The sequence below is a fragment of the Propioniciclava soli genome, from assembly GCF_014858005.1.
Classification (GTDB): Bacteria; Actinomycetota; Actinomycetes; order Propionibacteriales; family Propionibacteriaceae; genus Propioniciclava; species Propioniciclava soli.
In genome coordinates, this window is record NZ_JACYOT010000015.1 from 111,615 (window position 1) to 125,876 (window position 14,262).

The following is a 14,262-nucleotide window of genomic DNA, read 5'->3' on the forward strand; positions in this document are numbered from 1 at the left end:
CATGGGCTACTTCGCGGCCGAGCCACCGGAGCAACCGTTCCGGCTGTTCGGCCCCGCCCACCTGACCGCGATCGGGACCGTCGCGGCGGGCCTCGTGGCGCTGCGCGGCACGAGGCGGCTGTCACCGCGGGGCCGGCGGCGCGTCCGCACCGGCCTGGTGGCCGCGCTGTGGGGGCAGGAGGTGTTCTACCACGGCTGGCGGGCCGCGACCGGGCGCTGGACGCCGCCGGAGATGCTGCCCGTGCACGTCTGCTCCGTCGCGGTGTGGGGCGGGGGAGTCGGCGCCCTCACCGGGAACCGCGCGCTGCGCGACTACGCCTACTACATCGGTGTGATGGGCGCGTCCATGGCGGTGCTCACCCCTGACCTGGACCGGTACGGCCCCCGCAGCGTCCGGTTCGCGCAGTTCTTCGCCTCGCACGGCCTGTTGGTGGCGGTGCCCGTGTACCTCTGTGTCGCCGAGGGGTACCGGCCCACGTGGCGCGGGGCGGGCCGCACGATGGCGCTGCTGGCCCTCCAGGGGGTCGTCGCCCACCGCATCAACCGGGCCGTGGGCAGCAACTACGTGTTCGTCAGCCGCAAACCCGAGTTCGCCACGGCACTGGACGCCCTGCCGCCGTGGCCGGCATACCTGCCCCTCATGTACGCCGCGGCCGCCGCCGGGGTGGCCGCGCTGACCGTCCCCTTCGCCGGACTACCGGGACGCCCATGACCCCGGACCTGCTGCCATCGCCCCCCTCGGACCCCCCGGAGGAATCCCCCATGGCTGCGTCACCCACCCGCGTCCCCGTCGCGGACGTGGTGCGCATCGCGCGCGCCCTCGCGGAGCTGCCCTGGCCGGTGCCGGTCGACGCGATCACGCCGCAGCTCGCCGCCCTCGGCTGGCGGCCGGTGCGTCCGGGCATGTTCACCTACGTCACGGGGCTCGGCGTCACACCGGACGTGGCGTCGGCGTCCAAGGCGCGCGGAGAGCTCGCGACGGTGAGCCTGAACCTCGTCGACCGGGCCGACGACGCGTCCGCCGAACGGGAGCGCTTCATCCAGGACACTAGCGGCGGCTACGTCCTCGCGCTGAGCGAGGAGTTCGGCCCCGCCACCCCTGCGCCCTTCCCCCGCCAGCACGCCGAGTCGTCCTGGGATCTCGACAGCGGGGCGCGTCTCACCCTGACCGCCACCCCCGCGATGATCACCCTGGCGGTCGACAGCCCGGTGATGCGGGCCGCCCGGCGCGCGGCGGGGCGTCCCGAGCAAGCTGGCGGCGACGCCCACGCGAGGTGAACCGGTGGCCGGTCTCGTCCTGATCCTGATGGCCGTAGCCCTGGCTGCCGTCACCCTTCCGCTGTGGCTCGGACGCCAGCGCGGCTGGGTCGCCACCCGCTACGTGCTGCGCGGCTGGCTCCCCCTGGCCCTGCTGCTCGGCAACGGCGCCCTCGCCGCGCTCGGGCTCGGGCTGATCCTGATCGAGGCGGACGCCCCCCGCCCGATCATCACGGCCCTGCTGGTGCTCGTTCCCGCGGCCGTCGTCGCGGGCATCGTCACGCTCCTCGTGGGCGCGCCGCGCGTCGCGCTGCCGCGGTGGATCGCCGCCCGCCGCGCTGCCGGGGACCTGGTGCGCATCCCCGACCTGCCCCCGGCTCTCTGGGGCCGCGGGCTGGACCGGGACGGCTCGGGGCAGCGCCTGCCCCCCACCGGCCACCGGTCGGAGGAGGTGTCCGGTTGGGAGGCCGAGCTCCGACGCACCGGGTGGATCGAGTTTGGCTTCGACCAGCGCGTCCACCGGCGAGGCACCCTGCTGCTCGCCGTTGTCGTCGCCGCCTTCGCCGCCGCCGGGTTCGGCGCGCTCTTCGGGACGGACCAGACCGGGGCGGGGGTCGCCCTGCTCGTGCTGGCAGGGGTGCTCGCCTTGGTGTTCGCGATGAGCCGACGGATGACCGCGCAGGCGGCGACCCCGGTCCGCGTCAGCCGGGACGGCATCGCCCTCCTGGGTGAACTCCTCACGTGGCCGGAGGTGGGCGCCGTGGGCGTCCAGGCGGGCCAGCCGTTCTCGCAGGTGGTGCTGACGGTCACGCCGGACGCCCACCGCCGCGTCGCGCCTGCCCTCGGACGGGTCGGGGCGCTGCGCGGCGATCACGGCCCCGTGCCGGAGCTGCGTCTGCCGATGGCCACCGTGGCCAACCCCTGGCTGCTCGGCCTCTTCCTGGCCCGCGTCCACCGGCGGGTGGCGGGGGACCCGGAGGCGTTCGCGATGCCCGGGGTGGCGCGGCGCACCTGGATCCGTCCGGACTGAGCGCCGGCGACGCGCGGGCTCAGCGCAGGATGACGAGCGAGATCGCGGCGAAGTGGCACAGGGCCGCGACGATCGTGCAGGCGTGGAAGATCTCGTGATAGCCGAACCAGGTGGGGGAGGGGTCCGGCAGCTTGCGGGCGTAGACGACGGCACCGGCGCTGTAGATCAGGCCACCCAACAGGATGAGGGAGACGATGAGCGGGCCACCGGCCGTCCAGAACGGCACGAGCCAGCCGACGGCGACCCAGCCCATGAGCAGGTAGAGGCCGGTGTAGAGCCAGCGGGGGGCGTGCATCCAGCCCAGCTTGAACGCGATGCCGGCGGCCGCGATGCCCCAGATCAGCACCAGCAGCGCGGTGCGGCTCCAGCCGGTGAGCAGCATCAGGGCCAGCGGGGTGTAGGTGCCGGCGATGAACACGAAGATGTTCGCGTGGTCCATGCGGCGCAGGAAACCGCCGACCCGGGCCGTCCACGTGCCGCGGTGGTAGAGCGCCGACGTCGCGAACAGCAAGGTGGCCCCCACGAGGTAGATCGCCAGACCGATTCGCCCGATGAGGGACGGGGTCACGACGAGGAGCACCAGACCGGCGAGCTGGATCAGCGGGGCCATGCCGAGATGCAGCCAGCCGCGCAGCTTCGGCTTGATGGGAGCGGGGATGTCCATCGGATCGCCCTTACTTGACTTGGCGTAACTTACGGTCACGTAGGTAAGGGTAGGCCGCCCGATTCGCGGGCGCAAGAGCGTCCGCGCGGGTTGCCGCCGAGGGTCGAGGTTGTTCGGGCTCGCGAGCCCCTGCCGACGCGGACGGCGCCCCGAACCGGTGGGTTCGGGGCGCCGTAGATGCAGGGCAGGACGGGTTCACTCCTGCTCGCGGCCCTCCCCGGTGTAGGCGAGGGCGGTCTCGAGGTCGTAGGCGGACTCGCGGTGCTCCGACAGGTCGATGCCACCCTCCTCGTCCTCCGCGGTGATGCGGAAGCCGATCGTCTTGTGGATCGCCCAGGCGATCAGCGCCGTGAGCGACACCGTGAAGACGGTGGTGACCAGCACGGCGACCACCTGGGCCGTCATGATCGCGAGGCCACCGCCGTAGAAGAGCCCGGCGCGGCCGTCCTCGAGCGGCACGGCGAGCAGGCCGATGGACAGGGTGCCCCAGAGGCCGGCGACGAAGTGGAGGCCGACGACGTCGAGCGAGTCGTCGATGCCGACGCGGAACTTGAGGTTGACCGCGAAGCAGCAGATGATGCCGGCCACCGCGCCGATGGCGGCGGCGCCGAGCGGCGTCACGAACGCGCAGGCGGGGGTGATGGCGACGAGGCCCGCGACGATGCCGGAGGCGGCGCCGACGGAGGTCATGCGGCCGTCACGCAGCTGTTCGGTGAGCAGCCAGGCCACCATGCCGATGCCGGGCGCGATGAGGGTGTTGACCCAGATCAGCCCCGCCTCGGCGATGGTGCCCGCGGCGCCGCCGTTGAACCCAAACCAGCCGAACCACAGGATCGCCGCGCCCAGCATCACGAACGGGATGCTGTGGGGGCGGTGGATGCCGGCCGAGAATCCGGTGCGCTTGCCGATCATCAGGGCCAGCACGAGGGCGGCGAGGCCCGCGGCCATGTGGACGACGAGGCCACCGGCGAAGTCGAGTGCCTCGCCGACGACGGAGCCGATGGCGCCGTCGGCGCTCAGCAGGCCGCCGCCCCACACCATGAAGGCGAGCGGGCAGTAGACGAGCGTGACCCAGACGGGGACGAATACCATCCACGCCTTGAAGCGGGCCCGGTCGGCCACCGCGCCCGAGATCAGGGCCACGGTGATGATCGCGAAGGTCGCGCCGAAGCCGACGCCCACCAGGTCCTCCCCACCGATCTGGGTGAGGCCGAAGTGCGAGATCGGGTCGGCAAAGATGCCGGCGATGCTGGTGCCCCCGCCGCTCATCGAGTACCCCCAGAGCAGCCAGACGAGAGCGACGAGGCCCATGGCCGCGAAGCTCATCATCATCATGTTGATGGCGGAGCGGGCCCGGGACAGTCCGCCGTAGAAGAAGGCGAGGCCGGGCGTCATGAAGAGCACCAGGCCGGCGGATACCATGACCCAGATCGGGGAGGCGGCCTCCCAGATAGCTTGCGTGTCCATGCTCGTTGCAGAACCTTTCTTGTCTGTGCGTCGCGGCGAGGCGTCGCGTCGAAACAAGCACAACGGACTCCCATTGCAGCGATGATTCCGAACTGCGTCAGTTGTGTTACAACGTCACACGGGCTTGAAAATGCCGCGCGGACGCCCCCGGTGCGGGGGTGCCGCCCGGTTCACGGGGCCGGGCGGTACGCTGATCGCCATGGCGTGGACGCAGCGGGCCCGGGACTGGGTCGACCGCCTGCACCCCGCGGGGTTGCTGTACTCCACCTACGAGCAGCGCCTGCTCGCCGAGCTCGACCGGGAGCGGCTGCCCCAGCACGTGGCCGTGCTGGCGGACGGCAACCGACGGTGGGCGCGGCTGAATGCGCCGGGGCGTCCGCTCGAGGTCGGCTACCGCGCCGGGGCGCGCAAGCTGATGGATTTCGTCGGATGGTGCGACGAGGTGGGCATCCGCGTGGTGACGCTGTGGGTGCTGTCCACCGAGAACCTCCTGCGCGACGGTGCTGCGGTGGGCCCGCTGCTGGGCGTGATCGAGGACCTGTTCACCGACCTGGGTGCGACGGGCCGCTGGCGCGTGCGACTGGTGGGGGACGCGAGCCTGCTGCCCGAGCCCATGCAGGCGTCGCTGCGGGCGTGCGAGGCGGAAACGGCAGGTTCGGACGGGCTCACCGTCAACGTGGCCGTCGCCTACGGCGGACGCCACGAGCTCCGCGACGCCGTGCGCAAGCTGCTGGCGTCCGAGATGGAGAAGGGCACCGCGCTGGGGGAGATCGCCGGGTCCCTGGAGATCGACGACATCGCCGAGCACCTCTACACCGCCGGCCAGCCGGACCCGGATCTCATCATCCGCACGTCGGGGGAGCAGCGGCTCTCGGGCTTCCTGATGTGGCAGTCCGCGCACAGCGAGTTCTACTTCTGCGAGGCCCTGTGGCCCGACTTCCGCCGCGTTGACTTCCTGCGCGCGCTGCGCAGCTATGCCAGCCGCGAGCGGCGCTACGGTCGCTGAGGCGCTGCGCTCGCCCGGCACTGCCGCATCGCCCGGCACGGTGCGGGTGACGCGCACGTGAACTCCGATCGAACCCGCGCGTGTCGGCGTCCGCCGCGCCGGGGCGACGCCTACTGTCGGGGCAGGACCTCCCGAACACCGGGGGATCCGACGAGAGGGGACCCATGACTGTGCTTCCCCCGCGGGGCGCTCTCGGCTGACCGATCTGGTGTGGCCGGGCGGGTGGTCCGTCGCGGCCCTGAGCAGAAGGACGCACGTGACCGACATCGCCACGCAGCCCACAACCAGCAGCGCCACCGCCACCCGGGTGAGGACCCACGTCATCGACACCTCGGTGTTGCTGTCGGACCCCAACGCGCTGATGTACTTCGCCGAACACGCCGTCGTCGTTCCGCTCGTCGTCATCACCGAGTTGGAAGGCAAGCGCCACCACCCCGAGCTCGGCTGGTTCGCCCGCAAGGCCCTGCGCTTCCTCGACGACCTGCGCATCACCTACGGACGCCTCGACGCGCCGGTGCCGGTCAACGACGCCGGGGGCGTCCTGCACGTGGAGTTGAACCACACCGATCCGGAAGTGCTGCCGCCCGGGTTCCGGCTGGGCGACAACGACAGCCGCATCCTCGCCGTGGCCGCCAACTTCGCCCGCGAGGGCCGCGACGTGGTGCTCGTCACCAAGGACCTCCCGCTGCGCGTCAAGGCCGCGGCCGTCGGGCTGGCCGCCGAGGAGTACCGCCACGAGCTGCCGACCGAGGTGGGCTGGACGGGCATGACCGAGCTGGAGCTGGCCGCCGCCGAGATGGACGAGCTGTACGACCACGGCTCGGTGCGGACGCCGGCGCTCGCCTCCCTGCCCTGCCACACCGGCGTCGTCGCGCGCGGGGGTGGGTCGACCGCGCTTGGACGCGTCGGCGCCGACCGCGTCCTGCGCCTGATCAAGGCCGACCGCGACGTCTTCGGGCTGCACGGCCGTTCCGCCGAGCAGCGGGTGGCGTTGGACCTGCTCTCCGACGACGCCGTGGGCATCGTGTCGCTCGGCGGACGCGCCGGCACCGGCAAGTCGGCGCTGGCGCTGGCGGCCGGGCTGGAGGCCGTGATGGAGCGGGGGCAGCACGAGAAGGTCATCGTGTTCCGCCCGCTGTACGCCGTCGGCGGCCAGGAGCTCGGCTTCCTGCCCGGCTCGGAGGGGGAGAAGATGTCACCCTGGGGCCAGGCGGTCTTCGACACCCTGGGTTCGGTGGTGCACCGCAACGTGGTGGACGAGATCGTCTCCCGGGAGATGCTGGAGGTGCTGCCGCTCACCCACATCCGGGGCCGGTCGCTGCACAACGCGTTCGTGATCGTCGACGAGGCGCAGTCGCTGGAGCGCAACGTTCTGCTCACCGTGCTGTCGCGCATCGGGCAGAACAGCCGCGTCGTGCTCACCCACGACGTCGCCCAGCGCGACAACCTGCGGGTCGGACGCCACGACGGCATCGCGGCCGTGGTCGAGAAGCTCAAGGGCAACCCGCTGTTCGGCCACGTGACGCTCACCCGTTCGGAGCGGTCGCCGATCGCCGCGCTGGTGACCGACCTGCTGGAGGACATCGCCTTCTGAGGTCACGCCCCGGCGGCTGTCGGGCGGGTTGTTCGGTTCGGCCCGCCGACCGTGCGAGGGGCGTCTGGGGTGGGCGTGGCAGGATGCACCCCATGGCTTCCAACCCCCGCGCCCGCGCGGCCGGCAACGCCCGCGCCAACGCCACCGGTATGAGCATGGTGGTGGCGCTGCTGGTGCTGCTCGTGCCGGTGGTGCTCATCTCGCTGGTGTTCACGCGCAACCCGGAGCCGCCGATCCCGGTGGTGGCCTACGAGCCCGTCGCCGAGCGGGCGGCGGAGGCGTCCGCCTTCACGATCTGGGCGCCGACGAACTTGCCGGAAGGCTGGCGCTGCACGCAGGCGTCCTGGCTGCCGGCGGGGACGGCCGGGCGGGCCGAGGCGGTGGTGGGGGACACGTGGTCGCTGGCGTTCCTGACCCCGGACGACCGCTACATCGGGCTCGACCAGCGCGCCGCCGCCCCGGAACTCTTCGTCGAGGAGCGCACCCGCGAGGGCGCGCCCGACGGGGAGTCCGTCGTGAGCGGGCGGGCGTGGACACGGTACCTGTCGGACGACGGGCGGACGCGGTCGCTGGTCCGCGCCGACGACTCCGTGGTCGTCGTCAGCGCCGACCTGCCCTACGAGGCGCTCGAGGCGTTCGCGGGCACCCTGGCCCCGGTGGGCTGACCGGCGCCGAGGGTTCGGCCCGGAAGCCGGGTCAGGACCGCACCGAGATGTGCACGTGGTCGAAGTGGTTGGCCGTGGCCGAACCGCGGTCCTCCATGCCGCGCCAGCCGCGGGCGGGGTAGGACGCGTTCCAGCTCTGCTGGCGGTAGATGATGTAGCTGACGTTGAACGTCGCGGCGTTGTCGGCGAAGAAGCGGGCCAGCTCCCAACCCATCTCCGCGTTGGCCGACGACTGCCAGTTGGGGATCATGAGATCGACCGCGCGGCCGTTGGGGTGGTCGCCGGAGTAGCTGGACGAGGCGCGCCAGCCCCCGATCGAGCGGATCTGCGGGTGGTTCGCGACGACGTGGTCGACGATCCGCTTGGCGCTCGGCGTCAGCTTGTCGTAGCCGGTGATGGCCACGCCGGACGCCCCGCCCCCACCGCCGGAGGCGTTCGGTGCCGTCGCGGACACGTACGGGCTGTAGACCCAGCGGGCGACGCCTTGGTGGATGATCTCGGTGCGGTTGTTGTCGGTGTTCCCGGTGGTGGGCAGCGCGGTGCCGCGCGTCACCGTCCCGACCACGGCGCCGTCCGCGGCCGAGGTGGCGCGAACGTTGAGGGAGTTGACCGTGACATAGACCGTGCCGGTGGCGGCCGGCGGGGCGGGGGCGACCGGCGCGGCGGCGGTGACGGCCACGGTGTAGCGGGTGGCGATCCAGCGGTTCTGGCCGCCGACGATCACCTCGGTGTAGGTGGCGGTGGTGGCCCCGGTGGTGTCGACCACCGAGCCCTTGGGGAGCACCGTGTCCCACGACGCCGAGGCGTTGCCGGCGCTGCGCAGGTAGAGGTTGGCGGTCGTCCGCACCTGGCCGGCCGCCGGCGTGGAGGTGACGGGGGAGGCGCTGAGGTAGTTCGTGGAGATCCACGCGGCCGACCCCTGCCAGACGACCTGCGTCCAGCCGCCGCTGGTCGTGCCGGTGGTGCCGAGCGTGGTGCCCCGGGGGGCCACGCCGATGACGCCGTGGCCGGTGCCTGGGCCGCTGCGGACGTTGACCGCGGCCGTCGTGGTGGCCTCACCGGTGGCGGACGCCGACGTGGCGGCCAGGGTGACGGCGCTGCTCGTCTCGGGGGAGGCGGACGCGGCGCGCAGGAAGTTCTGGGACACCCAGCCGGTGACGCCTGCCTTGGTGGTCACCTCGTACCAGCCGCCGGAGGTGGCGCCGGTGGCGGTGACCGCCTCGTTGGCGGCCAAGACTGACCGGACGGGATTGGCGGTGCCGGGGCCGGAGCGAAGATTGACCGCGGTGGTGGCCGTCATGGGTGACGAACCGGCCGCGGGGTTGGCGAGCACGAGGCCGCCGACGCTGAAGAGCGCGAGGGTGGCGGCGCCGCAGGCGGTGCGGTTGAGGAGGCGAAGGGCGTTGGTCACGGGGGGAACTTTCGTCGTCGCTGGCGGGGGAGGCACCGGGGAAGTCCGCCCGTGTCGAACGGGTGCCACCAGTAGTAGACGATGCTTTCCTGAGATTTTCAAGGCCTGGACGCAGCAGTGAGCGCTTGCGGGAGCCCAGTCTGGAGGAGCGGGTGAGAGTTTCTGGGTCGATTCTCAGGCGGCGCGGACGACCCAGGACGTGGTCGCGTCGCTTACCCAGCCGTGGCATGTGCCCCAGACGTGGGGCGGCAGGAAGCCGGACGCGAGGTCGTCGGCGTCCACGACGTGTCCGCCCGTGAGGGTCGCGGCCCGGAGGCGTTGGTCGGCGTCGGTGAGGGTCACGGGTAGCGACGCGATGCGCCCGGAGAGGGCGTTGGCGAGCAGGGTGCCGAGGGCGTCGGGGGAGAAGGCGGGGGCGACGATCACGAGCGGGCGGGCGCCCCGGCGGGCGCACTGGAGCAGGCTGAGCAGCTGGTGGTCCTCGGTGATGGGGGCGTCGGTGACGAGGACGAGCGGGTCGCGCAGCGTCGCGAGACCCGAGGCGTCCAGGAACGCGCCGTGGGTGCCGGCCGGCAGCGTGGGGGAGCCGGGCCGACGCGCGATCAGAGCGGGGTCGGCCTCGGGGTGGACGGCTCCGGCGCGGAGGTCGTCCTCGGTGGTGTAGGTGGGCTGGGGGGAGTCGTCCAACCCGGGGGTCGGGCGTGGGGGCGGTTCGCGCAGCGCCGTCGCCGCGTGGCGGGCCCGCCGGCGGTCGTGCCACCAGCCGAACCAGACCACGGCGATCCCGACGACAAGGATCACCGGTATGCCCCACCAGGGAGGAATCACCCGGCCAAGCCTAGGTGTCGCCTGCGGGGCGCCGTCCGGTCACGTGGCGGTGGCTGCTTCCCACGGGCCACCCGAGGTGGTCGGGGCCGGCGCCGGCCGTCACGAGGCTCCGGCGCGGCTGGATAGACTCACCGGCGAGGGCCTATAGCTCAACTGGCAGAGCAGCGGACTTTTAATCCGCGGGTTCTGGGTTCGATCCCCAGTGGGCCCACCACGGTTTTTAGCGTAGCCACGAGGGGTAACGCCGGAGGTGGTCGTGGACGCTTGTGGACAGATGGGCCAGGTGGCCCGGATGGACGCCGGCGCGGACGCGGTCTGGTCGGCCATGAGCATCGCGGGGGTGCTGTCGGCGGTTTGGCCGCCGTCGGCGCCCGTCGAGGAACCGGCTTTGGACGTGCTGGGGCCGGGCGATCGTGTGGCCGGGGGCGTGCAGGCCTCCGAGGCCATCGACTGGTCGAGCGTCGGTGGAGGATCCGGGCCTGGTGGCGGACGCGCGCAATGGAAGACGCAGGGCGATCCCGGCTGTCCGTGCCTCAACGGGCCTCATCCTGTGCTGACGCCTGGAATGGCACCGTGAGGAGCCCTTGTCTTCGGTCAACTACTCCGAGCCTCCACCAGACAGCAGCTCTGTGACCATGACACGCATGCTGGAGTCGAGCTCTTCGGGCGAGCCGTGCAACGACAGCCGGACTGTGTCCAGGATGGTTCCCCCGTTCCTCACGCGTAACCGCCGCGGCGGCGCAGGAAGTTCTCCTGCGTCGGCGTAAATCAGGACGCCTCTGGGGAGAGCGAGTGATGTGCAGTAGGCGAGGAGTTGGTAGTAGTCCGAGCTGCGTCCCGTGCCATCGGTGGTCAGCTTGTACTTCACATCGGCGACCAGCTCCGTGCGGCCCCGATGGTCTGTGACGATCAAGTCCGGCGCTGTGACGACGAAGCGTTCTTCGTCCAGGGGCACGGGTTGCTGACATGTGAGGCGGCGCCCGTCGGTCAACAGGGCGGCGACCCGCGCCGAGACGAAGTCTTCGAACACTTTGTTCATGTCGACCATGAAGGACGACGTCACTGTCGAGCCGGTTCCGTGCCCGAAGCCCGACAACCTCAGGATGAGGATGGCCAGATGGGCGGTGTCTGCGTAGTGGTCGTTGAGGCGGTTGGTGAGCGGTGCGGTGGCTGTTAGGTCATCCGGCCGGAGCGCCCCGACTCCCGGGATCATGCGGATGAGGCGCCGCAGATCCATCGCAGTTTGGGCGGGCACCCCTGGTTGGTGGGCTAGTGCTTGGGCGGCCGAGGTGACGAGCCGATTGAGGCGAGTGTCGACGGTCCATTCGTCGAAGCGGCAGGGAAGGGGTGTGGGCAATCCACCTGAGTGAGCGAGGGCGGGGAGGTCGACGCGTCCACGGAGGGTGTCCAGTCGCCCTGCATGCTCCGGATAAGCGCGATCGGGTCCGAGCACCAGCGTCCGCTCCAGCATTCGCGCGTACCAAGCGGCCACCGCTGGGGTGAGGGCTGCCGAGGCATGACCCAGTGACGGGTCGAGGAAGGACAGACGCCGGGTGCTCCACGTCATGAGGCGCAGAACGTTCTCAACTGGCACCTTGGGCGTGACGTGTACGACTAATCCGGGGATGCTGATCGCCCCCACGTGGGAGGACGCTGTGAGTCGGAAGCCTGAGCGCGCGGGACGGACGGTCAGGCGAGGTCCGCTCGCCAGCTGAAGCTGGCGGGCTTGGGCGTCCGTCATCGACACGTCCACCGACTGATATTCGGGAACGTGGATGGTGACGGGTTCGACGGTCATGCCGGCCTGTTCAGGGCAGTTCCCCGTCAGGTGCCGTCACGCCGCTGTCCGTGTTGGCGCGAGGTGACTCACCTGCCGGTTCCCCGTCCTGAGGCACGGGGCCCAGGTTCAGCTGGGATCTGTAGCGGGCGCGTACTGCAGGCCAGCTCCACCGTGCGAGTTCTTCGGTGCGGCCCCACAACAGCTCCTCCAGCGTCGGGAAGATGTTGTAGGTCCAGATGCGTTCCAACGCCTCTTCGGACAGGTCCTCCTTCATGAAGTGGCTGGGTCCGATCACCAAGTGGTCGCCGACCTCGCTTCGCAACTCCGCGTTCACGGCGTCCAGCAGGTCGGCGACGGCTGCGGCGCGACCGTAGCGGTGGAGCCACCGGCGCAGAAGTCCCTGCATCGCGCCGAGGTGTGGGAAGAAGGGGATGAAGTGGAAACGTCGACGCAGGGCAGCATCCACCAAGGCCACTGATCTGTCGGCCGTGTTCATGGTCGCGATGAAAAGCAGGTTTCGTGGCAGCCGGAATCCCTCAGGACGGTACAGAGTTGCGACCGTCTCGTCCCGGTACTCCAACAGGAACAGCAGTTCACCCATCACCTTGGGCACGTTCGCCCGATTGAGCTCGTCGATCACCAGGACGTAGGTGTGACCCGGATCGGCGCTGGCTGCCTTCGCGATCTTGGCCAAGGGTCCCGGGCGAAGCTCGTAGTGCACATGTCCCCCGGCGAGAGTGGGTCGGAGCCCTTCGAAGAAGTCTTCGTAGGTGCTGGCTGGGTGGAACTGGACGATGGTGGTTCGCTCGGCTTCGCCTTCGGCCAGTGCCTTGGCCAAGCGCTGAGCGACAAAGGTCTTGCCTGTTCCGGGCGGGCCGTAGAAGACAACCTGCCCCTTGTCGTCCAGGAGGGCCGCGATTTCCTCGAGGAACGACCGATCGAGGCTCAGCTTCGTAGCAGCGTCGCCGAGGTAGTCCACCTCCGTTGTAGGAATCTGCTCGGCTTCGGGTGGTTCTTCGTCATGTTCGAACGGCACCGCTCCCCGGAAAGCGAGGAGGTCGTCCCACTCGGCGTCCGACCACGTGTCCGGCTTCTTTCCGAGGCGGACGAGGGTCCACAGGAGCCCCTGGACGTCGAGCCGGTCCCGGGGGGGATTGTCCCACGTTGGAGCGTCGCGCAGGACCTCGTCGAACAGCAAATACGCGCGGTGAAGCAGGTGGCCCGGAGTCGCGTCCGGCGGCGCCTCTCCCCACCCGGCCAAGCGCCACATGGCCCGTGCAGTCTCGATGGTGACCGGTGGGAACTGCTTCTCATCCTTGGCAAGCAGGAGCGTCGATGCGAGGCTCAGGACCGCCCCGGGCGTCGTTCGTCCCGACGGTGCGATCAAGTGCCCGAAGGTATCGACAGCGGGTGCGACGTTCTCGGGACGCGCATCGTCCCAGAGTGCATGCAGCGCGCGTGCACCCTCGGTGGGGTTCTCACGGACCCAGTCGGTGAGGGGTAGGCGGTTGAAGGTGCTGGTGAGGTTGTTGCTCTTGTGGTTGAGCCCGGCCTTGACCAGATCAGGCAAGTCCGGACTGTTGGAGGCTGCCCTGCGGGCTTCGCTCAGCTTCTCGGCGACCTTGAGTTTGTAGCTTCGCTCATGCAGGTCGAAGTCCAACTCGGTGGTGGCCCACAGTCGACGCGCCCATGAGAGGAACGCGTTCCACTGCTTGGGAGGCGCGGCCCACAGCCAGTGCAGAGGGTCGCTGCTGGCGTCGTAGTAGCTGTAGCCCGCCCCCCAGGTTCCCGAGAGCCGGCGCCGGATGTCCATGAGGGCGCGGTCCGCGTCCGCGGTGTCGTCGCCCTCCTGGGAGAAGCGTTCGATGATCAGCTGCTTGTGCGTTGGGGAGACTGTGGACTCGAACACGTCTGGGTAGAGCTCGTGCAGAAGACCCCACCGGGCGGCATCCCCCGACGGTGTCGGTGTTGCGGCCCAGAAGTCCCTCAGTGCAAGCGGGTCCTTCTGCAGCTCGGCGATCTTCTCGGGCGGTTCCCGGAGCAGGGCCGAGATGAGCTTGATCAAAGCTGTGAGCTGTACGTCGCGGCGGGTGTTGGCCCACTGACCGGGGTGCGCAAAGCCGGGGCTCATGGACGCCGCGACGTCGGTAGGCAGAGTAGGCCGGTCGGGGTGCCAGGAGAGGATGGCGTTGATGTCGGAGTTCTTCTTCTTCCCGGAGATGGCCCCCTCCCAGATCCACCAGAAGAACACCACGTGAAGCTCCGCCATGAGTTGGACGGCGTTGGGAGACGCGTCGCTGAGCTGCTCCTGCAGCTTCTGCAGGAAGGTGAGACCCGACCTCAGATCGGGGCGTTGGACGAACTTCTCGTCCAGTTCCTCAAGGTTCTCGAGGGTCCAGAGACGCTTGCCCGGGGTGATGATTGACCCACCCTCGGGAAGCGTCTCCAAGAACCATTGCGACGCGAGCGCATAGATCCGATGCTTCTCGGCGTCGTTGCCTGCATGAGCTGTCACGGTTCCTCCTGGTAAAGGTTGACCCCATCCTGCCAAACGAAACGC

The 14,262-nt window shown here is 70.4% G+C and carries 12 protein-coding genes and 1 tRNA gene; 7 read left to right on the forward strand and 6 right to left on the reverse strand.

The genetic code is table 11. The annotated features are described in order from the left end of the window. Position 1: 1 nt before the first annotated feature. The 3 genes from IFY26_RS14065 to IFY26_RS14075 are packed head-to-tail and all read left to right on the forward strand — an operon-like array spanning position 2 to position 2,287. A complete protein-coding gene (locus tag IFY26_RS14065) occupies positions 2 to 712 on the forward strand; it encodes a YwaF family protein (protein ID WP_232549630.1) in 711 nt (236 codons plus the stop codon). Between the two features lie 50 nt (positions 713 to 762). After that, complete coding sequence (locus IFY26_RS14070) at positions 763 to 1,278, forward strand: DUF6301 family protein (RefSeq protein WP_232549631.1); 516 nt, start codon at positions 763 to 765, stop codon at positions 1,276 to 1,278. A 4-nt stretch (positions 1,279 to 1,282) separates the two neighbouring features. Next, positions 1,283 to 2,287 (forward strand): hypothetical protein, encoded by a 1,005-nt coding sequence (locus tag IFY26_RS14075; protein WP_232549632.1) that lies wholly within the window; start codon positions 1,283 to 1,285, stop codon positions 2,285 to 2,287. Positions 2,288 to 2,306: 19 nt separating this feature from the next. On the opposite strand, the gene trhA is transcribed toward IFY26_RS14075, so the two are convergent. Beyond that, entirely contained in the window at positions 2,307 to 2,990 is a 684-nt protein-coding gene (gene trhA / locus IFY26_RS14080; protein WP_232549633.1) for a PAQR family membrane homeostasis protein TrhA, read from the reverse strand. A 156-nt stretch (positions 2,991 to 3,146) separates the two neighbouring features. After that, positions 3,147 to 4,418: an ammonium transporter gene (locus IFY26_RS14085; RefSeq protein WP_232549634.1), complete on the reverse strand. Its 1,272-nt coding sequence runs from the start codon at positions 4,416 to 4,418 to the stop codon at positions 3,147 to 3,149. 199 nt (positions 4,419 to 4,617) lie between these two features. Here IFY26_RS14085 and IFY26_RS14090 point away from each other — a divergent pair, with 199 nt between their 5' ends. The 3 genes from IFY26_RS14090 to IFY26_RS14100 all read left to right on the forward strand — a co-directional run bounded on the left by IFY26_RS14090 (position 4,618) and on the right by IFY26_RS14100 (position 7,683). After that, on the forward strand, positions 4,618 to 5,424 hold the full coding sequence (locus IFY26_RS14090) for an isoprenyl transferase (RefSeq protein WP_232549635.1): 807 nt from the start codon (positions 4,618 to 4,620) through the stop codon (positions 5,422 to 5,424). Positions 5,425 to 5,680: 256 nt separating this feature from the next. Next, positions 5,681 to 7,018: a PhoH family protein gene (locus tag IFY26_RS14095; protein ID WP_232549636.1), complete on the forward strand. Its 1,338-nt coding sequence runs from the start codon at positions 5,681 to 5,683 to the stop codon at positions 7,016 to 7,018. Between the two features lie 92 nt (positions 7,019 to 7,110). Then, positions 7,111 to 7,683, forward strand: coding sequence for a DUF4245 domain-containing protein (locus IFY26_RS14100; protein WP_232549637.1), 573 nt, complete (start codon positions 7,111 to 7,113; stop codon positions 7,681 to 7,683). A gap of 31 nt (positions 7,684 to 7,714) precedes the next feature. Here the strand turns inward: IFY26_RS14100 and IFY26_RS14105 are convergent, their stop codons facing one another. Next, positions 7,715 to 9,094 (reverse strand): SH3 domain-containing protein, encoded by a 1,380-nt coding sequence (locus IFY26_RS14105; protein ID WP_232549638.1) that lies wholly within the window; start codon positions 9,092 to 9,094, stop codon positions 7,715 to 7,717. A gap of 174 nt (positions 9,095 to 9,268) precedes the next feature. Further along, positions 9,269 to 9,922, reverse strand: coding sequence for a hypothetical protein (locus tag IFY26_RS14110; protein WP_232549639.1), 654 nt, complete (start codon positions 9,920 to 9,922; stop codon positions 9,269 to 9,271). Positions 9,923 to 10,060: 138 nt separating this feature from the next. Here IFY26_RS14110 and IFY26_RS14115 point away from each other — a divergent pair. Continuing rightward, positions 10,061 to 10,136 (forward strand) — tRNA-Lys (locus IFY26_RS14115). 384 nt (positions 10,137 to 10,520) lie between these two features. Here IFY26_RS14115 and IFY26_RS14120 read toward each other — a convergent pair. After that, entirely contained in the window at positions 10,521 to 11,720 is a 1,200-nt protein-coding gene (locus tag IFY26_RS14120) for an McrC family protein (RefSeq protein WP_232549640.1), read from the reverse strand. 10 nt (positions 11,721 to 11,730) lie between these two features. Then, complete coding sequence (locus IFY26_RS18270; protein ID WP_232549641.1) at positions 11,731 to 14,217, reverse strand: McrB family protein; 2,487 nt, start codon at positions 14,215 to 14,217, stop codon at positions 11,731 to 11,733. Between the last annotated feature and the right edge of the window lie 45 nt (positions 14,218 to 14,262).

Bases quoted from the DNA above. Each gene is read 5' to 3' on its own strand.
- IFY26_RS14065 (WP_232549630.1), top strand. From the start codon at position 2: ATGGGCTACTTCGCGGCCGAGCCACCGGAGCAACCGTTCCGGCTGTTC.
- IFY26_RS14070 (WP_232549631.1), top strand. From the start codon at position 763: ATGGCTGCGTCACCCACCCGCGTCCCCGTCGCGGACGTGGTGCGCATC.
- IFY26_RS14085 (WP_232549634.1), bottom strand. From the start codon at position 4,418: ATGGACACGCAAGCTATCTGGGAGGCCGCCTCCCCGATCTGGGTCATG.
- IFY26_RS14090 (WP_232549635.1), top strand. From the start codon at position 4,618: ATGGCGTGGACGCAGCGGGCCCGGGACTGGGTCGACCGCCTGCACCCC.
- IFY26_RS14100 (WP_232549637.1), top strand. From the start codon at position 7,111: ATGGCTTCCAACCCCCGCGCCCGCGCGGCCGGCAACGCCCGCGCCAAC.
- IFY26_RS14120 (WP_232549640.1), bottom strand. From the start codon at position 11,720: ATGACCGTCGAACCCGTCACCATCCACGTTCCCGAATATCAGTCGGTG.